Origin of the sequence: Acinetobacter septicus (assembly GCF_019355975.1) — a bacterium.
Classification (GTDB): Bacteria; Pseudomonadota; Gammaproteobacteria; order Pseudomonadales; family Moraxellaceae; genus Acinetobacter; species Acinetobacter ursingii.
In genome coordinates this window covers 1,260,826-1,283,235 of sequence record NZ_CP079898.1, presented here as the reverse complement: position 1 = coordinate 1,283,235, position 22,410 = coordinate 1,260,826, and the positions used below count along the sequence as shown (strand labels likewise).

The window sequence follows — 22,410 nt, the reverse complement described above, 5'->3', positions numbered from 1 at the left end:
TGAAAGGGGAATTTATGTCGTATCAGGCTGTTTTTACAGGATGGGAAAATCTTCAACTGGAGGATTTATTAGTCGCTTATAGAAAAGCTAAAGCAGATTGTTTTTTTGAGAATACATTTCCAACAGCTGTAAAATTTGCTAAATACGAACAAAACTTGCTCGAAAATTTAAATGATCTACTTGCACAACTCAAGAGAAAGAAAGGATTTAAGGTAAATAAAAAGTTGTTAGGTGATTATCGAGTCGTTCCGAAAAAATTAAAAATTGAAAAGAAAAATAATTCTTCTATAGCTCATGTACACTTTTCTAATCCTGAAAAAATATTAGATAATTTATTTTCTGAAAATAAATTAGAACCTTCTTTTCGAATAATCGGGGATTTTCCTGTAGAAACTCATATTATTTCTGCTTTATGGATTAATATGATTGGAGAGAAGTTTGATGAAAAATTATCAGAATCCTGCTATGGTGCGAGGCTTAAACGCATTGATAATGATTCTCCTCTTGGTACATATAAACCTTTTCATATTAGTGCTATAGGTTCTTTTTTGCCTTATTTTCAACCTTATCAAAAATGGCGTAATGACGGATTAAATGCTATTAGATGTGAATTGGAAAAAGATAAAAGTGTGATAGCTGTCTCTTTGGATTTGAAAAGCTATTATCATTATATTGATCCGAAAATTATTTCATCTAAAAAATTTCTTGACTCCTTTGATTTTGAGCTTGATAAGAATGAACTTTTATTTACTCAACAATTAGCTGATTTTTTAGAAAAATGGGCAGTAGAAGCTGCTAATTTTTCTAAAAAAATTTCAGATCAGTCTGAAAGTATAACAGGTGGATTAGCTATAGGATTAACTGCGAGTAGAATCATTTCTAATATGATACTTCATAAGTGGGATAAATTGATTAATGAAAAATTAACTCCAATACATTATGGTCGCTATGTGGATGATATGTTCTTAGTCTTAAGAGATGCGGGGGATATTACAAATAGTGATAAACTGATGAAGTTTTTAAGGGAGCGTATAGGGGAAAAGGTCTTAGTACAAGATGCAGATGAACCTACCAATTGGTCTATTAATCAACCATATTTTAAAAATAATAAAACCCAAATTTGTTTGCAATCTAATAAGCAAAAGTTATTTATTTTGCAGGGGCAAATGGGTTTAGATTTACTTGATAGTATTGAAAAAGATATTTATGAGCTTTCAAGTGAACATCGTTTAATGCCTTCTCCTGATCAACTTGATAAATCAACAGCTGCAAAGGTTTTATCAGCTGCTGGAAGTGTTGGTGAAAATGCAGATACATTACGTCGTGCAGATGGTCTAACTCTAAGAAGATTAAGTTGGTCTTTACAGTTAAGACATGTGGAAACTCTTGCTAGAGATTTACCACCAAAGGTATGGAAAGAGCAGAGAGACGAGTTTTATCAATTTGCTCATAATCATATCTTAAGAGCAGATGTTATTTTTGATCATTTCAATTATTTACCTCGTCTTCTTGGCTTTGCTATTAGTCTGAATGAATGGCAGCAAGCACTGTTAATAGTGCTTAAATCCTATCAAGCACTAGATATTATAAAAAATCGAATTTTTGAACCATTGGGTGAAATTAATGGTACAGAATGTCAGCTTCGAGAAGAAGTATGGAAATATGTTTCGGGTTCGCTAACAATATTATTTATAGATGCAGCTACAAAATATTTTGATCCTAAACAATTATTTAAAGAGAAGGAAACTAAACAAAAGGCAATTGAAAAATTATTTTTTAAAAAATTGATAGATAGCATACATTCTATTAATGACTTATTAATTTTTGATTCAGACATTATTGATTTTTATAATAATGCTCCATTGGTCGCTAAGGCTGATTTAGCTAAAATTCCATATAAAGAAATTTTGAATTTCAAAGAGTCTAAGCAATTATTTGAAAGCTCTTTGGGTGAGAAAAATAAATTAATTAAAATGAAGTTTGAAAAAATCGATTTAATTAGTTTTGATTCACTAAAAAATTTCCTTAAGTCATCATATAAAAAACGACTAAAGTATGTTGAGCAGAGCAAATACTCTTATGAAAATTACATGCCATATTTGTTTCCAACAAGACCTTACACCCCTTTAGAAATATCCGAATTAGCACCAGAATGTGTAGGTCTTTTAACTAATGAAGGAAAAGTTTGTCCAACTAGACCTGCATTAATTTGGGCTAATTATACACAAGCTATGCGAGGCGTGTGGATTAAACCAAGCTTACTAGCAATAGAAAATGATAAGCAAATTGACAGCATAAGAAGAAATCCTGAGTCAAAAAAACCACGTAGATTCTTAAAGATAGGCACAAATAATAGAGACAACGTTATTATTGCCTTAACAAATTTAAAGACTACAGAAAAAGATTGGGCTAGTTCAGCAGCAAATAAACCTAATTTAAGTTTGGATAGATATCAAAGAATATCTAATTTGGTTAATGATATTTTAAAATTAAAACCTAAACCGGATTATGTAATCTTTCCTGAACTATCTATACCATTAGATTGGGTTGATAGTATTGCATCAAGGCTCTGCTCTCTAGGGATTAGTATTATAGCAGGAACAGAATACCGTCACACTGGTACTAATAAACTTATCAGTGAAGCAGTATTAATATTAGCTGATAATCGTTTAGGGTATTCAACATTTTCTAAAATTTGGCAGCCAAAGTTAGAACCTGCTGTAGCTGAAGATAAAGATTTAATAAGTATATATGGTAAAGAGTGGGATTTTGATCTAACAAGACGTAGATGTAAAGATGGTATTTTAAGATCACTTAGAAAGCCAATTTATATTCACAATAATTTTTATTTTGGAGTAATGGTGTGCTCTGAATTGCAAAATAGTAAATCAAGAATAAGTTTTCAAGGAAAAGTAGATGCACTCTCAATTCTTAGCTGGAATCAAGATTTAGAAACTTTCTCTACATTAATTGAATCTGCTGCTTTAGACGTTCATGCATATACGATTTTGGTAAATAATAGAATATATGGGGATAGTCGAATTCGGGTTCCAGCTAAAAAATCATATAATCGCGACTTAGCAAGAGTTAGAGGCGGCGAAAATGACTTTGTAGTAGCTGCTACTCTAGATATTAAAGAATTAAGAGCTTTTCAGAGCCATGCAAAGAGGTGGACTCAAGATAGTGATAAATTTAAACCATTACCTGAAGGATTTGAAATAATACAATCCAGAAAGCTATTACCTCCCATCAAGTAAGAAAAAAATAGAGCCATTAGGCTCTATTTTTTTGAATTAATGTAGTTGATGGAATCTGTAACAATCTCGAAATATGTGTCAAAAATCTCACATCAACTGTCATTCAGCGACGAGATCGTTGAACGACACATCAGTTGTCATTGTCTTCAGTCAATATCAATAAGTTGCGTCATCAACGACATTCTATGCCAATCCTTAATGACACAACAGTTGTCATTTTTTATTGGAAACGACATAAAACCTGTCATTTTAAGAATACATGCCAAGATCATTCATCTAAAGACTGTTGATTGAATTCAGTGAGCATCTCAAGAATCTCTTTATGTGAAATGATATTTGCATTATAGAATGCATATGTATTATTGCCAGGTATTCCACCTGCTGAAGTACCAATAGTTTGTAGTTCTATTCTATTGATTTTTTGTGGGTAATAAAATTCAAAGAGTTTTTTGAAATCTTCATTTGAAGCGGCATTGTATGTTGGTCGTAGAAAGCTTAATTCAGTTTCAAGCATATATCCTTTAGATGATAGCTCCTCAACTAATTCTTCAAAATTTAATGATCCATTTCTGGAATGATAAATAAGTGTGTATTTAGGAAATGAATGACTCATTTGATTGACCTCAAAATTTATTAAGTGATTGAACGGTTGGAAAATATTGTGTTTTTTAAAGCATAAATTTTTTATATAGAATATGATTTGTACAAATCAGGGTAAACATCAAAAGAATATTGAACGACTATTTGTGTCGTTTAAGTTCAGAAAACACTGGATTAATCGGCTAAGGATTGGATCTTTATGAAATCGCTATATTTTGTTCGTCATGGTCAAAGTCTTGCCAATACTGGTGCTGTCTCAATGCATGATGTATCCATTCCCTTAACTGACTTAGGTTTAGAACAGGCTCAAGACTTAAGGGATAGATGGGTAGTTGAACCATCAAACATCTATTGTTCGGAACTAAAACGAGCGCAACAGACAGCACAAATTTTTTCAGATAAGTATCAATTATCATCGAATGTTATAAAAGAATTAAATGAATTCAGATGTTTGGATTTTAAAACAGTAGAGGGCTTACAAGGTTCTGAAAGAGGTATCTTGGCACAAAGATACTGGCAAGATGCTGATTTGGTACATCGGGATGGTGAGGACTGTGATAGTTTTCAAGATTTTGTAGATCGGGTTGATAATTTTTTAGAACACATTCCAGAATTTCAGGATCGGAGTCTATTTTTTGGACATGGTATTTGGATAGGTTTATTAAGCTGGAGACTGATGAACTGTAAGATTGAAAGTAATCAAGATATGAGAAAGTTTCGTCAGTACCAAACAGCTTTGCCTATGTTTAACACTGTGGTTTATAAATTATCAATTTCTGATACGGGGGTTAAACAGCTTCAGTGGTTTGACGTTTAAAGCTAACTGTGGTCAATTTCAGTATCTACTACCTCATTATAATGATTCTAGATACTGAAATTATATTGGAATCAATAGGATGAGATTCTATTGCTTTTTACCATATCCTTGTTCAGCCAATCTTATAACATCTTCTCGTTTATATAAGTGCAATGAGTTAGATTCTCCAAAAGGAATGGAGTTGATGAGTCCCTGACTTTTCAAATTAATGATATGAGTTCGATGCATGCCTAGAAATGTGCTTGCTTCAATTGCCGTCATATATTCATTTTGTATGGATTGAATTCTATCTATATCTGCTGTGCTGACAAATTGCCAATACACAAAATCGTATAGAGTCAAATAGCCTGTTTTAATCCAGTTGATATGCAGCCAATTGATGGCACAGTTTAATTTTTTTGCGGCTTCCTGTAGAGATATAAAGTCTGGACGATGGAGTTCTTTGATTAAGGCATATATTGAGGCTTTTTCTACCCTGATTACAGAATGACAAAGCTCATCCTTTTTTAAGATTTTCTTTTGAACAAGAACGGCAACTTTGGATGGACCAATATGCAATTTGAAACTTGTATGTCTCACTGAAAGGTATAAAGTTGGATCTGACTCATAATGTATCATCCTCGCTCTATCCTTTGAGGGGCGGCCTGTATAAGTCTGATAATACTTAAGATTATTAATCATATCGGTAGTAATGTCCTTAATATCGGCTTGTTGATAAAGGTTTGTTCTTAAACCGTCAATGTGAGGGCCACCTATGGGTTCAATTCCAAAATGCTTTAACTTATCAGCTAGATTTGTAGAATTAACATTGAGTTGTCGAGCTAGAGTTCCGATAGAAATATAGTGATTAATAAATTCTTGTATTACCTCTGGCAAGGCTACATTTCGTACATATCCCTCTACTTTCTTTTTATCTAATTTTAGCCAGCCTTTGACACCAAGATCTCGGACTACTTCTTTATGAATTTGGAGTTGGCTTGCTATTTCTGGCAATGTGAGCAAATTACCTTTGGGTACACATTCTCCTCGTGGAGCCTTTAAATGGGCTTTATGTGAACCATCCAAAAGCACGCGCTCAATTTCAATACTACTAATATAAACAAAACGTTTTTGACCTTTTATGACGGTGAGTTTTCCTCCCTTAATTAAGTTTTTTAATCTGATATATGAAATATCAAGGATTGTCATGGTTTGATCTAATGAGAAAAATTTTTCTATAGGATTTTTAGTTGGTTGGTGAAGATGATTACATTCAGCCAATGCTGCATTTGCGTAATCGTGTAACGTTTGACTTTGCTTCTTAAAATATACGACCTGTATTCGGGGATGAGCCTGACAGCTTCTCTTATTCAACATATGACTCAATCTTTTTATAGATTGAATTTGATTCGTGCTGTATTCATGAGCGAGATTGAGACGGTTGTGGTCTATCTGAATATTATGAGTAAGCTCGTCAAATTTTTCTAAAACATACCAATACTCATACATTTGATTAAGGACTTGCTGATTCTCAGTTGCTATCAGATTCATAAACCATTGTGTGGAAACATGACTCTTTGATTGGGATGTTGTAAGTCTAATATCTTGGCCACAATGATTACAAATATGGATTTGGTTTCGCCCTATATCCAATATTTTCTGGCAATTGGGGCAACATTCATGCAATAAAATATGATGTTTTGTACAAACTGTATACGGACGTAAAAGCCAATGTTGCCGCCAATATAATTTTTCCTTTAAACATTCGGGACAAAATGTTTGAGCATCTTTTCTAAAGAATAATTCAGGAATTTGAATGCCTAAATATATGCGTGGTGAGCCTATAGTTGGGCCTGCTATTTTAAATGCTAGTTTGGAATATGTATTATCTAATCCCAATATTGCTATAAGTTGACAAAACTTTTTTTGCTGAGTAATTCTTGAACTTAACGTTTTAGGGTTACAGTATGCTTGCATATAACATAGTGAGTAGACACTGGAAAAGCCATTGGCTTTAGCTGCTCTAATCAAAAAGCTACCTGCACTTTCATCAGCATAAGGAATTGGTTGAATAAGCAAGGATTTCTGTGTCATAGATTAATCCTCATCTGACTCGCCAAAACACTGCGGGACATATTAAACGGGTTATTAGAGGTTAGGCTGACTTGTGCTGTAGTACCTTGCTGCCATGTTGTACTGAAATCTTGAAGTGTGATGAGTTCTCTAGAGTCTTTTAAGGCAAAAAGTACACTGTCTTTGAGTAAAGACATAATGAAAGCATGATTACCTGCTGTTGCTGCATAGATTTGAAGTGCCAGAAGTGGTGAATCTAAAGATTGATCAAATGACACATTACATCGTTGGCTAATCTGTGTTTCAACTTCTGCAAGAAATGGAAAGATTGAGCCTCTACAATCAGATGAGCCAAGTGACAAGGCATGTAATGGATAATGATATTGAAAGCGTCTGGCAAGCTGTGAGTCCATTTCTAAAAATGGTACAAACTCAGATAAGCCGACCAAACAAAAACTAATTTGAGTTTCATTTACAATCGATTTAATCCAGTCACATACAGTAATATTTAACTTAGTTGCTGTTTTTTGAATACGGAATAGGTGATGAAATTCATCCAGAAAAACCAGTTTGGTTTCACATTGTTGAAGTAAATGGCAAAGTCTTAAGGTAATTTGAGAAGCATTACCCGTAGCAGGATTTGGGTCACCTAATTCCTTGAGTAGCATACTTGCGACTGATTTGACTGATGCTGGAGATGGTATTTGGGCATAGAATGCTGGAATAATGGTTTTTTCATAACCATCGCCAACTCGTTTATAGGATGGCATTTGTTTAATCATGACTTTGCAGAGCAAGGTTTTACCATGACCGCCATTAGCATGTAGAATACTGCCTATAGGTTCTTGATAGGTATTACTTTTATACATACATTCTTGTATGCCTTGAAAGGCGTTGTTAAATTCAGGGTGTTGCACGATAAATCGGTTGATTTGGGCAACACGTCCATAAATAGCTTGATAATCCATAAATTAGATCTCCATAGAAGAAAAAGAAGAGTAAAAGTTAGATTTTTGATCTTCTGATGGAGTGGATTCATTCAGAGTGGCGTTTTGCTGAATTGGTCTAGAGAGGTTCTGGACTTCTTCAGGAAAATCTATTAATAGTTGGCGTAATTTAGGCTTTTTCCTCTGTAAATCTTCTTGGATCTTTTTCAGTAAATGCCAACGTGCAACTAGGTTAGCCTTTTCACCTAAACGTCTAAGATCTGCCTGAGCCATCTGTTTTTTGATTTTTTGTGCTTCTTGATGGGCATACATAGTCAAACCCTTTGCATAACTTGGATTGGTGCATTCAGCTTTGATGAGATTAGTTGGATCATTTGGATCAACGATAAATACATGCCCTAAATCTATTTCATCAACAAGTACAATCACTTTGGTGAGCTTTTGTTGTTCAAAGGTTGCGAGTGCTGGAGAAAAATAATACAAGTAGTCGATTAAGACACGTCCCTTGTTAATGCTACGCTCGTAAGGTTTTCGGCATAGTACAGATGCCTCATCATCTGAAAGCGAAGTTGGCTTAACTATTTTTGTGGCGTCTTCCCAAGCAAGTATAGGTACACGATTGGTTTCAGAATGAATACGTGTGTGGTAAATCTCATTGATCCATTGCTCTGCATATTTCTGAACATCTGCAAGTGTCATTTTGGCAGTTTTACTGGCGTTATAATCTCCTCTCGCTGTGGAGTTCGAGAAGGTTGTACCAGGTAGTTTTTGGGTTAAACCTTCAGTTAGTGTTCTAAAGAAGCTTTCAATATGCGGTTTATTATTTGGTGTACCAACTTGAGAAGGTGTAATGGTAATCTTTAAGGTTTCACATAGTCGTGCAAAAGAATTATTTTTGAACTCCACTCCATTGTCTGGAATAATTTGGCTCGGCACACCACCAGATAAACCTCTTTGGGGGCGGGTAATCATGTCCCGAATCACACACATTGTGGTTAATGCACTTGGCGGATATAAATTGACGAAAATCCCAACAATGACTCGAGTGTAAATATCAATCGCACATGATAAAAATGGACGACCTAAAATGGCTCCTGTTATATCATCAATAATAATGATATCCAGATAATGGGTATCAATTTCCACCAAAGCCATTACGGTTGGGCTGATGATGGATTGCCCCGCAGCTTTGAGTAATTTTCTTGCACTACGAGATCCTTTTTTGGCATTGATGACTACATAAGGATCTAAACGATTGATACGACGTTCAATTGTTCGTAAACAAGGAATTTTATGTGATACCCAGCCATTTTCCATAGCTTTACCAATAACAAATGCCAATACATCTTTACCATCTCGTCGTTCTGAACAAAGGTAAATTGCTTGGATGGCTTGATGGATTAGACGTTCGATTTCTAAAGAAAATCGGACATAATGATTACCTGATTTTTTCTTTTCAAGAGATTCTGAGCACTGATTACTTAGTCGATATACTCGAATCCATCGTGCAACAGATCTGGGGCTTGGTGGTATCTGGTCTTGAATCTCTTTGGCAATCTGTTGAATTAATATCGTTAATGGTTGAACTGCGGTTGGGTATGGCAGCTTTGTTATTGCAGCTTGTACATACCTGAATTTACGAATAGTACTTACAGTCATTTCAGGGCTGGTCAGTAAATTGGATGCGTTAAATTCATACTCAACAAGCCCTGATTTATACCATTCTTCAAACTGATGATATGGAATTTGAAATATACGACCACCAGCGATCGCAGAATAACGGCAAATACCATGACCGATAAAGCTAATTTCAAACTGTGAACCGCGAAATAAAAAACGAGTACCAATACTGGGAATAGGAATGGAAGTATTCATAGATCTACTCCCAAGGTGAGATGATTATTTTTGGCGTTTTTGACTTGAATGATTTGATGAAAAAGCAAATAGTCTGCAAGCTGTGGAGATAATTGGTCTTTTTCTAAAATACTATAAGCCTGTTCTAGATTATCCAATTCATAGCGAATCAAAAGGTCTTGTGCTAACTCAATTTCAAGTGATGTCCAATCCTGAAGATGGCCACGAGAATAAAGATGCAATAACTGTGTTAGGGATTGGCGTCGGGGTAATGTATTTGCGTCAACTAACTTAAAAGGGATATTTATAGACGCCAAAATGGAAGCTAGTCGCTCAAAGCGTTGTAGACTTTCCAGAGACAGATGCTGAATAGATGGTTTAACTTCGTGGACTTCAAAATTACCTTTGAGAGTACGAATTAGAAAGTCAGGATAAAGTTCCTGATTTTGTCCAATCGGAATTTTTAAGGTCTGTGTTCGATAAGATTCCACGGTAGGGTGGCTTTCTAGTTGCACAGCATAAGCCAATTCTAGAAAGCTTTCTAAAGCGATTGAACCACCAGCTTTACGGCTAGGAAAAAGAGAGGTTCGTCGTTCTAAGCAGCCTTGGTAAATACGACGCTGGCCATGTAGTGTTCCTGCAATATTTGGTTTTTTGTTAAATGCTGACTGGATCTGCTCAAGAATGAGTTGCTGTATATGTTGTTGAGTGTGGCTTATAGGATAAGACATATTATATCTCCATGTTTTTGAAGCATATGCATTCCTAGAATGCTATTTTCTAGGGATGAGTAAGCCCATCACATTTAAAAAAACTGATGTGAAATGACTTGACGTATGGTTCAACACAGAAGATACTTTGATTACTACGTCTGATACCTTGTGTATTAGAACCAACGGATCCGAAAGGGTCCGTTTTTTTATTTATGTGTAGTTAATTTCCCATTATTTTCCCTCCTGCATTTTTTCAAAAGTAAAGTCGGGATCAATGATGCCATCTTTCAAGCCAAGTTTGACGGCTATCATGTGACTTTTACCACGCATGGGTTTATGTTTGGCATTTAAAACTTGATATACCTGTCTTGGGGCAAAGCCGTTATCTCTAGCCCACTCAGCTATTGATACTCCTCGAGTGTGTAGAATTTCTTTGACCTCATCAGGTGTGCGCATAAAAATGCCTTGTACGAAATATATCCATCTTAGTTTATTTATATACAAAATAATAAAGGTTAGCAAGGAGAAATAAGGTTTAAATTATTGATTTTTCTATATAATATATACTCTATAGAAAAGTGTTTTAGTAGATACTTTAAAAACTTTTGAAATCAAAATGTTAATGATTGATAGAGTTAAGAAGAAACAGTATATTTAGTTTCTTCAGTTGGTTTTGTGGAAAGTAAATTTTTCACCTTGAAAATTGGGATTTCATCATGGCTTTAGTTCCTTTTACCGTTTCAGCAAGAGCAGCAATACTTATAGGTCGAGAAAATATTGCTAACTCGAAAGGGGCTATTATAGAGCTAGTTAAAAATTGTTATGATGCAGATTCTCCATTTTGTATAATTTATATTGATAATGAGTTTTGTGAAGTTCCAAAAATTTTATCTGAGGAACAATACAAAAAACTTATACGAAAAAATATAGATGAAGACCAAATCAATTTGTTTTATAAGGAAAAACAAGGTGAGTTTGAATTAGTTGATATCACTAAGTTATCGGCTTTAGAAACTGAAAAACTTACATTATTTAAAAATCAATTACTGCAATTATGTACTTTATATATCATTGATGTGGGTGATGGCATGACGAAGAGCATCATCGAAAATCATTGGATGACAATTGGGACTGATAACAAATTACATAACTATAAAACATCTTCTGGTCGAATAAAATCAGGTGCCAAAGGAATAGGTCGTTTTGCTTTGGATAAGCTTGGAGCAAAGTGCGAGATGCTCACAATAACTCGAGCAAGAGATACGAATACTAACAATGGATTGGTATGGGCCGTAAATTGGGGGGATTTTGAAGAATCAAATAAAATAATTAATGATGTAACAGCTAATTTGGAAGAGTTTGATTCTGGCGGATTAGTTGAAAATGTGCAAAAAATTAATGATTCATTTGATTTTCATTTTATTGCTTCAAAAGTATTAGAGCTAAGTAGTTCTGATCTACACAGTTTATTACCTGAAAGACTAGAGGATACTTTTTCTCGCGGAACAATTTTAAAAATATCTCATTTACATGATCTATGGGATGATAATTTAGTTAAGCAATTATTTAATGATCTAGAAGTATTAGTACCACCACGTGATACAGAAGACTTTTCTATACATATTTTATCAACTTTAGAGGTTGATAAATATGGTGAAGTATTGAGTTCAATTTGTGATGATTTTGATTATAAGTTAACAGCAATAGCTGATGAAAATCAGAGTGTAACTATCACTATTGAGCGAGAAGAATATGATACTCAAATTATTCCATCCGATTTTTTTGAGAGGGAGTTAGTTAAAAGCTCATTGTTTGCAAGTAGAAAAGAATTCTTAAAGAAAAAATATACTCAAACTTTTACCTTTGACCAATTGGTTGGAGAATCAGTGGAAGCGAATATTTTAAATCAAATAGGGTCATTTGAGTTTATCTTTTATTTTTTGAAAAAAACAACCAATACTTCAGACTCTAAAAGATTTTTTTATAAACCAATTGCTGCTAATTTACGAAAGCAATGGTTAGATAAATTTGGAGGAGTTAAAATTTATCGAGATAACTTTCGTGTAAGACCCTATGGCGAAGTAAACGAACCTGCATTTGATTGGCTAGGTTTGGGATCTAGAAAAGGGGCAAGTCCTGCTGGTGTTGCTAAGGCAGAGGGTGGCTATCGTGTAGAACCAGACAATATAGCAGGTGTTATCAAAATCTCTCGATTAACAAATTTAGAGTTTGAAGATAAATCTAGTCGTGAGGGTCTGCAAGAAACACAAACATTTCATGTGTTTAAAAATATTATTAAGTCTATTATCAATAAGTTTGAAGAAGACAGATCATTTATTGCAAGAGAGCTTAAACATTATGACGATGAGAAATTTGGTCCAGAGAGAGATCTTGCAAAAGCACGAAAATTAACAGAGAGTATTTTGGCTCGCAATCGTCAGAAAAAGGATGAGGGAAATAGCACAGACTCTGGAGTAAATGATGATGATCAATCAAAACAACATAGTGATACAGATGGTAATGAGGGGCTCGATAATTCAGAAACGAAGCTAATGGCTTTATATGCGGATTCTTTACAAGAAGAAAACGAGAGGTTGAAAGATGAACATAAGCTTCTTCGTGGAATGGCAAGTAGCGGTATTATATCTGCTGCTCTTGGACATGATTTAGGGAAAATTCAGGGGAAACTTAAATCTAGAGCAGATAAACTTTCAAATTTATTGAAAACTTTGTTTGAAAGTGATCAGTTTAATGGTGTTGAAGAGTATGAGAATCCATTCATATCACTTGATGAGATTAAAGCAGCCGATAAGAAAATTTTAACTTGGCTTGGTTTCTCATTAGGGTTTTCTCGTAAAGATAAAAGAAAGAGAAAACAGCTAAGCCTTGATTCTTATTTTGAGCATCTTAAATTAAATTGGGAAAGTACTTTAGCAGAGCGTGGAATAGATTTTTCAATAGAGTCTTCACAGAAAATAAACCTTAGGGCTTTTGAAATTGATTTTGATAGTATTTTTGTGAATTTATTGACGAATTCAATGGATGCTTTTACACGTCCATCTGGACGAAAAGTATCTAGAAAAATTCACATTATATTTAAAGAGGTAGGAAATCAGATTTTAATTGAATATAGAGATAATGGACCTGGACTTTCTTCCAGTATATCTAATCCTGAGTCAATTTTTGCACCATTGTATACAACAAAAAGAGATAGTAATGGTGATGAAGTCGGTACAGGGTTAGGAATGTGGATCGCAAAAACAGTTATTGAAGAATATGATGGAACAATTAAACTATTATTAAATCATATTAATGAAAGTGATACTGGATTTGGGGTTAGAATTTCTATTCCAGTAAAATATAAAGTTCAAGAGGTAAAGGATGGCCTATAAAATAGTCTTTATTGATGAACAAAAAAGTGAGCAGAATCAATTCAAAGCGGCTTTTGATGTTCATAAAAAAAGTGGTGAAGTTTGTATAATAACTTTATTTCCAGCTCCTACCCTTGATGAAATGATTGCGAATATATGTGAATTGCATCCAGATGCTTTAGTTTCTGATTGGAATCTTAATGAGATTAAAACTGATTTACCTAGTGTATATGAAGTCGACTATTATGGTTCAGAATTAATTTCAGAATTTAGAAAGATTAGAACAGATTTTCCTTGTTTTATTGCTTCTTCTTATGATACTGATGCTTCACATGCAGATTCTACATATGATGTAAACCAAGTTTATTCAAAAGAGTTGAATATAGAAAGTTTTGATAATGAACAACATTTAACTTTTCCTCAAAAAGTAATTCTTCAGATTCAAAAATATAATAAAAGGATAGATGATGCAAAAAATGAACTTCATGAATTGTGTTCTAGAAAGTTCCAAAATGAAATGTTAACAGTCTTTGAAGAGCAAAAAATTATTGAATTAGATAGTTTCTTAGAAAAAACTTTTGGTGCTGATTCTGCTGTTCCCGATGAATTAAAAAGTACAACTAATTCAAAACAGTTAAGCGATTTGTTGGAGTCAGTAAATAAAGTACTCGAGACTATTAAAAATGTTAAGTAATACTTTTAGAACTTTTATTCCTGTAAGAACATGCACAAATCAATACACTGTATATACTCGTTATAAAAGTATTTTAAAAAAAGATTTTAATGGTAGATGTGGTTATACAGATAGTCCAGATAATTGGTTTGGAGGATCAAAATGTTTTCATATTGATCATTTTAAACCTAAAGATCAGTTTCCTGAGTTAAGTTGTAGCTACTCAAATTTAGTATATTGTTGTTCGCATGTTAATAATAAAAAATCTAATAAAATAGGGTTATTTTTAGATCCATGTGATGTAGATATGAATGATCATTTTTTCAGAGATGATCATGGAAATATTTGTGCTAAAGAAACCAGTGCGGAAGCACAGTTCATGATGAAAGAGCTTGCATTAAACCAGAGACGTTATGGTCTTATTTGGCAACTGGAACAGTTGCAACTAAAATTGGAGGAAATAACATTTTTACTTGATAAACATCTTAATCTTGATACAAAAGAAGAGTTAATATTATTAAGACTTTATAAAGAAACGAGCTCAATGTTCCAAAAATATTTTAAATATTTAGGTACAGAATTATGAGTCTAAAGAAACAAACAGGTTCTTATTACACTCCAACCCATATTGCAAATTTTATTGTAAAAAGGGTTTTTAATAAATCTGAAGAAAGTAGATTAACCATTCTTGAACCTAGTGCAGGAGATGGTGAGTTTATTCGAGCTTTATCTAATAATATTTTGTGTTCTGATATTAAAGTAGAGAAAATTTTAGCAGTTGAAATATCTGAAACTGAGTCTAATAAAATTAAAAAAAATATTAATTTGGATGAGCTTGATGTTGTTCATGCAGATTTTTTAGATTTTCAAACTGGGTTGCAAGATTGTAGTTTTGATCTTGTAATTGGTAATCCCCCTTATGTAAAAAGGAATTATCTTAGTGATAAACAGATTGAGCTTTGTGCTGCTATTCATGCTCAATTTCCTACATTATCAACTAGTACAGTAAAAAACATATGGAGTTCATTTCTTGTAAGATCTATTAGCGTTTTAGCTGAAAATGGAATACTTGCATTGGTTTTACCATCTGAACTATTACAGGTTAAGTATGCGAAAGAGTTAAGAGAGCTTCTATTAAATGAATTCGAGCGTATAGAGGTTTTTACATTTAATGAGCTACTATTTAAAGAATGTAAAGGGCAAGATACGCTAATTTTAATTGCCGAAAAAAAATCAAGTGCTCCTGGTCTTTTTTTCTGTAATATTGAAGCTCCTGATGAGCTAGGTGGAGATGTTACTAAACTAAAATTAAATGAACATAAGGTAGTAAACTCCCTAAAATGGACAAGCCATGCTCTAACTACATCAGAATGTTCATTAATTGAGAAGCTTATCAAGAAAATTCCTAAAGTTAGTGATATAACATCTTCTAAGGCAGGCATAGTAACTGCCGCTAATTCCTTTTTTATTGTGAATCAGGATAATATCAATAAGTATTCTTTTGAAAAATATGCAAAACCAATTATACAGAAATCTACTTATGTTGGTTGTGGAGTCGTATTTGATAATAAATCTTTTAATGATTTATTAACGTTAGGTACTCCTTGTTTTTTATTGGATTTTAATAATGGTTTTGGGGTGAGTGATAATTTATCAAAGAGCCAATATATTTTAGAGGGAGTTGAACAAGGTCTACATAATCGATTTAAAATGCTCAGTAGAAAGGAATGGTTCCATGTTCCAAATATTGGTACACCAGCACCAGCTTTCTTTTTTAAAAGATGTCATGAGTATCCTAAGATTATAAAAAATGAAGCAAATGTATTAGCAACTGACACAGCATATCTTGTTTACCCTAAAGACAATTATGACATAAATAGTCTGATTTTTTCTTTTTATAATTCTTTAACTTTGCTTTTGGCTGAGTTATATGGCAGGTATTATGGAGGAGGGGTTCTTGAGTTAACACCTAATGAGTTTAAAAGTTTATCAATACCTTATATTTCAATAAGTGATTCTGATTTTGAGATTTATTCTAAAGAGTTTATGAATATAAGTTCAATAGATGATATTTGTCTTAAATATGATGAAATTATTTTAAGAAATTCATTTCCTAAAATTACGAGTGAGCAGATAAAAAAATTACAAAATATTCGTAAGAAGCTGTCTTTAAGACGACAAAGATTATAGATGCTTAAAACTCAATAATCATTTGAACTTTACTATGACACCTGTCATGTCGTTCCATGACAGGTGTTGTGTCGTTTATGACAACTGATGTGTCGTTCAACTGTAAGCGTCCGCTGAACCCCATACCAATTTTTAATTCGATTTAGGTTTCCAGCAGTGTGGCAGTAACTCTTCAATCTGGGTCGCTTTATGTGTCGGCAGCCTTTTCAGCACATCACTTAGATAGGCATACGGATCCAGCCCATTCAGCTTTGCTGACTGGATTAAAGTCATGATATTGGCTGCTCGTTGACCACTGCGCAGCGAACCTGCAAATAGCCAGTTCTTTCGTCCCAAGGCCCAGGGGCGCATTGAGTTCTCTGCCCAGTTATTGTCAATGGGTAGATTACCATCATCCAGATAGCGGCAGAGTGCCTGCCAACGTTTTAGGCTGTAATTGATCGCCTTGGCAGTTGGAGAACTCGATGGCACCGTCAGATAATGTTGGTTGAGCCATTCATACAGTTGTTGCATCACCAGTTGACTATGCTTTTGCCGATATTCGCGGCGGTGTTCTGCTGTACTATCGGTCTTTTTCCTGAGTTCTGCTTCTATCGCATACAGTTTCTGAATCATCAGTAATGCCTGTTCAGCGATCTGACTTTTCCCAGTCACATGTAGCTCATGGAATTTACGACGTGCATGCGCCATGCAGCCCACCTCAATGACCTGGCCTGATTTAAAGCGTGCTTTATAACCACTGTAATCGTCACAGACCAGATGACCCTGCCAGCCATTCAGGAACGCTTCAGCATGCTGACCTGAACGACTATCCTGAAAGTCATAGATCACTGCCTGAACTGGATTGTACTGTGTGGTGGCATAGGCCCAGACATAACCTTTCTTCGGTTTTTTCTCATTCTCACCCATCCGCATAATGGTGACCGGCGTTTCATCGGCATGGATCACCCGCTGTTGCAGCACCACCTGTTTTAAGGCATTGGCCAGAGGTTCCAGTTCTACACCGCAGCGACCAATCCAGTCAGATAACGTGGATCTGGACAGATCAATGCCCGCCCGCTGATAGATCAGGCGCTGACGGTACAGCGGCAAATGATCGGCATACTTCGATACCAGCACATGGCTGAGCAGTTCAGGACTGGCAATACCTTTATCAATCACATAGGCGGGCATCGCTTGCTGAGTCAGGGTGTCACACTGATCACAGACCCATTTGCCACGTACATGCTGTTCCTTATAGAACTGTGCCGGTCTGAAATGCAGTTTTTCACTGATATCTTCGCCGATACGACGTAACTGGCAGCCACAACTGCATTGGGTTGATGCAGGTTCATGCTCAATACGGATGGTGTGTAGATGATCCGGCAGCAGTCGACGTTTAGGTTTGTTGACTGTGGCTTTCTCTGTCGCTGCATCGGTTTTATCTGCATTTAGCCGTTCCAGTTCTAGATCAACCGCGGCAATATCTTCTTCAACCGCTTCATCCCAGAGATGGATTTGTTTTGCCGTTAAGTGTTCATTCTTTTGGGCGAATTTGTGCTGTTTAAATAGTGCGAGTTCATGCTCGTATTTTTGATTGAGAATAGAAAGATGTTGAACTTTGGCATCCAATTGTTGGTTTGATTGTGCTAGAGACTGATGCTGCAGCGCCAACTGCCTGGTGAATTCCAGCAGTTGTGTATGGGTCAGTTGGCTTAAATCAGGCAGCGTATTCATGACCACAGTATGGCTGAGATCATGAATATGTGTAAATAAAACGTTTGGAGAATAGCAGAATGGATGAGCTTGGTTTAGAGCATTGTTACCACTTGCTGCAGTCCGATTCTCTGCCAAGCTAAACCTTGGATCAGTGCCTGTAACTGTTCCGGGCTGATCGCCACGGTTTCACCCTGGTGAACCTGAGCCCAGTGAAATTTACCCTGTTCCAGTCGTCGGGCACACAGCCAGACACCCAGTCCATCATGCACCAGCACTTTCATGCGATGACCACGTTTATTACAGAACAGGTAAGCGCAGTGTGGTTTGATATAGCCAAATGCTCTCAGCACCTGAGCCATGGCAGTATCCATACCTGCACGCATATCCATCGGCTGGGTAGAGAGCCAGATTTCATCGATACGGATCATTTGATCAAGCCCTGAAGTAAAGGCAGTAATTCCATTGCAGATTCCACCGGCCAGTCGATCTCGATCATCTGATCCCTTGCGGAACCTTGTTCCTTATGCAGTGGAATCCTGATATGAGCGACAGCATTCTTCTCCGGCACAGGTGGTGGAGGTGTTTCTTGTTTAGTTGCGTCAGGTGGCAGAGGTGCTTCTTGTCTGACTGGCGTCGGGTGAAGAATGACGGGAAGAAAGTCGGTCTGTGGACTGGGTGGGCTTTTTAATGCCGGGACCATTGATCTGGACTGGCGAATCCATTTATGTAGCAGATTGGCATTGACCTGATGTTGCATTGCCACCTTGGCCACCGATGTGTCTGGCTGCAGGCAAAGCTCGACCAGGTGCTGTTTAAACTCAGTTGCGAAGATTCTGCGGGTTCTTTCTGTCGTTTGTTCAGTGTCTATAAAAGTGTCTAAGGCCATAAACATAATGTCCATTTAATAAATAATGGACACTATCGGGATATTGAGAAAATAAGAAAAGTGGGGTTCAGCGGACGCTTACGTTCAACTGTGGATTCAATCATAAAGTGAAATTTTTTAACTTCTATCTTTGTTTAATAATTAGCGACTTAGAGCAGAAAGCATAATTTTAAAATATATTTATTTAAGTAAAATCTAAAGAATAAATTGAAATAAAATACAATTTATAAACCATAAAATGAAATTTTTATAAATTCAATAAATGAAACACTACATTGATTGATCATGATCAAAAAAAATCTTATTAAATCAATTAATTAATAATTAATAAGGGGTTTTGGGGTGAGTTGATGTTGAGTTAGAAACGTTATACTGGGTGGGGTGATTTAATCAAAAATGCTACATAGCAATTAGATATGTTTTGCTATTTGAGTTACTACAGATAAGATTAACGTGCATGTTTAGGAGGCCTAATTTAAATACAAATAAACTGTCTCTGATAAACCTAGCCCAGTTCAAAATTCTGTTTCAATAATATTGCTAGATACGGAAGAACTTATTATGCTGATCTAGGCACAATATAGTATTTTGGTTTATATAATCATTTCCAAGAAATTTAATTTTGTCTTTAAGTACAGCGACTACATATTGCCCATTAATTTCATTTGCTAGACTAAATAAAGTTTCTATTTGGTTGGCATGAATATCCTCAATACTATCGTGTAGAACAAATTGAGGGAACAAAAGGCCAACTTCATTTATAAATGAAATATATGCTAAATCAAATGCAGCAACTTGCCCCTTTTTCTTACCACCACCAACGTTTCCGCTGATATTGGCTATTTTAAATTTGTAATACTCATCGCTATCTTTCTTTTCATATGAAAATATATATTCCTCTTCATAGAGCTTTTTAGAATACTTAGAAAAAAAAGTATTGAATACAGTAACTTTCTCATTAAAGTCAGCAATGTATCTTTCAATTTTTCCGTTGATTTCTTCTAAATTTGTAGAAATTTTTTGTAATTGCTCAGTCGTTTCATTAATTTTTTGTAGAGAAGCTTCTAATCCACCTTTTTGTTCAAGAAGTCTGTTCAATTCCAGGCGCATAACCTCTAAATCATTCAATGTTCCACTGTTACTGAGGGCTTGCAATAAACTACTTTCTTCAAATAATGCTTTATCTAGATCTTTTTGGAGTTCATTTCTATCTTGTTTCAATTTTGAAAGATATTTTTCGATGAAATTTACTTTATTTTCAACCATTTTTGAGTGAAAATTTAGTACATCATCAAATTTCTTCTGCAAATTTGGTAAATAGATAGCTGCATCATCATAGAAATTTTGAACATAATCAGAATCAATTTCATTAGATGATTCAGTGAGTTCTTCGATCGTTTGTTGGTTGAGATCTATACGTAGATCTACTTCTGATATACTCGTTGAGAGTTTAGATATTTTAGATTTGATTTGTCTAATATTTTCAAGCTCATGATGATAAGCATCACTTAGGCGAAATTCATTGATCTTTATTTCTTCGGATACAATATTTCCATTAACAACATTCAGCATTTGCTCAATTACATTTTTTGAATGAGGTTTTTCATAAACAGATAATCTTTTTTCATAGTCTTTTTGTTCCCTAGATAAGCTGCTTTTGTTAGAAAAAAGAGTAGGTTCTGGAAATCCAAATAAAAACAAAAAAATCGGTTCATATTCACGAGGAGAGGTAGATTTGTGCAAATACATAATTGTATTTGACATTTTTGAGGCATCACTACGTATAAATTTGGGAACTAATTGTCTTAATGATGGTTTTGACGCTTTGTTTTTAAAAATTAACTCAGATAACTTTTCTCTATACTTTGTGATTGAGCTAATTTCTTCATCATTTATTTTATAATATTTCTCACCCTCTATAATAAGATTTCTTTCAAGAATTATATTAGTATTATTTCTCAGAGTTAGCTCAAGCTGTGCTGAAACTTGATTATTTTGGACGAAGTTGTAGACCTCTGTATTATATTCAGTTTTGAACTCTGGATCAGTATAAATATCTTTGCCATCTGAACCTAAACAGTAATCTACAATGCGAAGTAGAGTTGTTTTTCCAATGCTATTACCAGATTCAGTTCCTAATATAGTTTCATTGTCTAAGATTAGGTTAAGACCAGTTTTAAATGGAATATTGCGAATTTCAATTCCATTAGAAAATATCTTAAGATTTTTTAATAACATTTTTTAATATCTCCATTCTCTGTTAATTCAACTAAGTTTAGGAGATATAACCAATCGAGAGTTAACATGAAATAGCCAAAACTAATATCATTGGAAGTTCTTTTTTTAAATGATTCATATAAATATAAAACATCAAATTTCTCTAATGGAGAGTTAGTCAATATACTAATTAAACTTGCTCCAAGTCGATAGATGCTTAAATTTGGATGGGCTTCATTAATGATCATAATTGAGGTCGTTCCAAAACTTTACATTCTATAAAGGCATGACCAACAACATATTTTACTCCAAAAATTAAGTCCTCTTCATCCATATCTTGACCATTTGATGAGTTATTAATTATTTCTATTATTTTATTGATTACATCTTCTATTATTTGGTCGGAGTTTGATTGAATTACCTCTATAATTTCTCTCTTTTGTTTGGAATAAGACTCAATTCTTCTTAAGTTTCCGATGCATTCTTTATAAAAATCATTAATTAATTTTAAGATTTTTTTTTCAGATCCAATTTTTTCTTGATCAATTGTACTTAATATTTTAATGACATTGTGTCCGTATTCACCATACTCTTCAATTAAAGGACGATACTTAAATACATGATTATATTCGAGTTTAGCTTCAATATTATAAGTATGTTCTAACTGATTGGTGAATGCCTCATCTATAAGCGTTAGTGATGAAAGTCTCTTTACTACTTGAGATATTAAAGCTGGCCGTCTTTGAAAATTTGGTGCAACTTGATTGATGGTGACAGTTTGAGCTGTGCCAATATTTGTAGAACGATCAGGACACATATCAGTCTGATCCATGATTAATAGTTATATCATTTGCCTGTTCCACATATGTAGAACGATCATGCGTTTTAACTTGACGTTGGTCGGTATCAGTCTTTTTGCTTGTTTTCAAATTACTAATTTCTTGTGATAGTTTCTTAACACGTATTGTTTGTATTATCCCCCATATTGTTGTGAGGATTGTACATATTGCAGCTACTCCACCAACTGCTGGGTTGCTTAAAAAGTTTATAATAGTGCTCATTAGTTCCCTTAGATCTCATTCTATATAATATTTTAGTGATACATAATGTAACATAAATGATGGTTTCAGCCCAA

19 protein-coding genes are annotated in these 22,410 nt (G+C 34.5%); 6 read left to right on the top strand and 13 right to left on the bottom strand.

Annotation, left to right across the window (positions count from 1 at the left end):
- The first annotated feature begins 14 nt into the window (after positions 1-14).
- Positions 15-3,257 carry an RNA-directed DNA polymerase gene (locus tag I6L31_RS06125; protein ID WP_005005247.1) on the top strand — a complete coding sequence of 1,081 codons (3,243 nt, stop codon included), beginning with the start codon at positions 15-17 and terminating at the stop codon, positions 3,255-3,257.
- Between the two features lie 268 nt (positions 3,258-3,525).
- Here the strand turns inward: I6L31_RS06125 and I6L31_RS06120 are convergent, their stop codons facing one another.
- Entirely contained in the window at positions 3,526-3,870 is a 345-nt protein-coding gene (locus I6L31_RS06120) for a hypothetical protein (protein WP_005005246.1), read from the bottom strand.
- Between the two features lie 186 nt (positions 3,871-4,056).
- On the opposite strand from I6L31_RS06120, the gene I6L31_RS06115 reads away from it, so the two are divergent.
- On the top strand, positions 4,057-4,674 hold the full coding sequence (locus I6L31_RS06115; RefSeq protein ID WP_005005245.1) for a histidine phosphatase family protein: 618 nt from the start codon (positions 4,057-4,059) through the stop codon (positions 4,672-4,674).
- A gap of 87 nt (positions 4,675-4,761) precedes the next feature.
- On the opposite strand, the gene I6L31_RS06110 is transcribed toward I6L31_RS06115, so the two are convergent.
- The 5 genes from I6L31_RS06110 to I6L31_RS06090 all read right to left on the bottom strand — a co-directional run bounded on the left by I6L31_RS06110 (position 4,762) and on the right by I6L31_RS06090 (position 10,696).
- The gene (locus I6L31_RS06110) at positions 4,762-6,747 is read right to left on the bottom strand and encodes a TniQ family protein (protein WP_005005244.1); all 1,986 of its coding nucleotides are present in this window, start codon (positions 6,745-6,747) and stop codon (positions 4,762-4,764) included.
- Complete coding sequence (locus I6L31_RS06105; protein ID WP_005005243.1) at positions 6,744-7,694, bottom strand: TniB family NTP-binding protein; 951 nt, start codon at positions 7,692-7,694, stop codon at positions 6,744-6,746. The genes I6L31_RS06110 and I6L31_RS06105 overlap by 4 nt, the downstream gene beginning before the upstream one ends.
- 3 nt (positions 7,695-7,697) lie before the next feature.
- A complete protein-coding gene (locus tag I6L31_RS06100) occupies positions 7,698-9,548 on the bottom strand; it encodes a Mu transposase C-terminal domain-containing protein (protein WP_005005238.1) in 1,851 nt (616 codons plus the stop codon).
- Positions 9,545-10,258 carry a TnsA endonuclease N-terminal domain-containing protein gene (locus tag I6L31_RS06095; protein ID WP_005005237.1) on the bottom strand — a complete coding sequence of 238 codons (714 nt, stop codon included), beginning with the start codon at positions 10,256-10,258 and terminating at the stop codon, positions 9,545-9,547. The genes I6L31_RS06100 and I6L31_RS06095 overlap by 4 nt, the downstream gene beginning before the upstream one ends.
- A 213-nt stretch (positions 10,259-10,471) precedes the next feature.
- On the bottom strand, positions 10,472-10,696 hold the full coding sequence (locus tag I6L31_RS06090) for a DNA-binding protein (RefSeq protein ID WP_005005236.1): 225 nt from the start codon (positions 10,694-10,696) through the stop codon (positions 10,472-10,474).
- A gap of 260 nt (positions 10,697-10,956) precedes the next feature.
- Here I6L31_RS06090 and I6L31_RS06085 point away from each other — a divergent pair, with 260 nt between their 5' ends.
- The 4 genes from I6L31_RS06085 to I6L31_RS06070 are packed head-to-tail and all read left to right on the top strand — an operon-like array spanning position 10,957 to position 16,474.
- Positions 10,957-13,632: an ATP-binding protein gene (locus I6L31_RS06085; protein WP_005005235.1), complete on the top strand. Its 2,676-nt coding sequence runs from the start codon at positions 10,957-10,959 to the stop codon at positions 13,630-13,632.
- Positions 13,622-14,305 carry a hypothetical protein gene (locus I6L31_RS06080; protein WP_005005234.1) on the top strand — a complete coding sequence of 228 codons (684 nt, stop codon included), beginning with the start codon at positions 13,622-13,624 and terminating at the stop codon, positions 14,303-14,305. Before I6L31_RS06085 ends, I6L31_RS06080 begins: the two co-directional genes overlap by 11 nt.
- The gene (locus I6L31_RS06075) at positions 14,295-14,870 is read left to right on the top strand and encodes an HNH endonuclease (RefSeq protein WP_005005233.1); all 576 of its coding nucleotides are present in this window, start codon (positions 14,295-14,297) and stop codon (positions 14,868-14,870) included. Before I6L31_RS06080 ends, I6L31_RS06075 begins: the two co-directional genes overlap by 11 nt.
- Positions 14,867-16,474 (top strand): Eco57I restriction-modification methylase domain-containing protein, encoded by a 1,608-nt coding sequence (locus I6L31_RS06070; protein ID WP_005005230.1) that lies wholly within the window; start codon positions 14,867-14,869, stop codon positions 16,472-16,474. Before I6L31_RS06075 ends, I6L31_RS06070 begins: the two co-directional genes overlap by 4 nt.
- A 132-nt stretch (positions 16,475-16,606) precedes the next feature.
- Here the strand turns inward: I6L31_RS06070 and tnpC are convergent, their stop codons facing one another.
- From tnpC to I6L31_RS06040, 7 genes are all read right to left on the bottom strand, one after another.
- Entirely contained in the window at positions 16,607-18,190 is a 1,584-nt protein-coding gene (gene tnpC / locus I6L31_RS06065) for an IS66 family transposase (protein WP_035271574.1), read from the bottom strand.
- A 74-nt stretch (positions 18,191-18,264) separates the two neighbouring features.
- Positions 18,265-18,600 carry an IS66 family insertion sequence element accessory protein TnpB gene (tnpB, locus tag I6L31_RS06060; RefSeq protein ID WP_005001008.1) on the bottom strand — a complete coding sequence of 112 codons (336 nt, stop codon included), beginning with the start codon at positions 18,598-18,600 and terminating at the stop codon, positions 18,265-18,267.
- Positions 18,597-19,058 (bottom strand): IS66-like element accessory protein TnpA, encoded by a 462-nt coding sequence (gene tnpA, locus I6L31_RS06055; protein WP_005001013.1) that lies wholly within the window; start codon positions 19,056-19,058, stop codon positions 18,597-18,599. Before tnpA ends, tnpB begins: the two co-directional genes overlap by 4 nt.
- A 540-nt stretch (positions 19,059-19,598) precedes the next feature.
- A complete protein-coding gene (locus I6L31_RS06050) occupies positions 19,599-21,296 on the bottom strand; it encodes a DUF2326 domain-containing protein (protein WP_000924974.1) in 1,698 nt (565 codons plus the stop codon).
- The gene (locus I6L31_RS18495) at positions 21,287-21,523 is read right to left on the bottom strand and encodes an ABC-three component system middle component 6 (RefSeq protein WP_000586128.1); all 237 of its coding nucleotides are present in this window, start codon (positions 21,521-21,523) and stop codon (positions 21,287-21,289) included. The genes I6L31_RS06050 and I6L31_RS18495 overlap by 10 nt, the downstream gene beginning before the upstream one ends.
- Positions 21,520-22,107 (bottom strand): hypothetical protein, encoded by a 588-nt coding sequence (locus I6L31_RS06045; protein ID WP_000372883.1) that lies wholly within the window; start codon positions 22,105-22,107, stop codon positions 21,520-21,522. The genes I6L31_RS18495 and I6L31_RS06045 overlap by 4 nt, the downstream gene beginning before the upstream one ends.
- Positions 22,094-22,336, bottom strand: a complete 243-nt coding sequence (locus I6L31_RS06040) for a hypothetical protein (protein WP_000104011.1) — start codon at positions 22,334-22,336, stop codon at positions 22,094-22,096. The genes I6L31_RS06045 and I6L31_RS06040 overlap by 14 nt, the downstream gene beginning before the upstream one ends.
- Between the last annotated feature and the right edge of the window lie 74 nt (positions 22,337-22,410).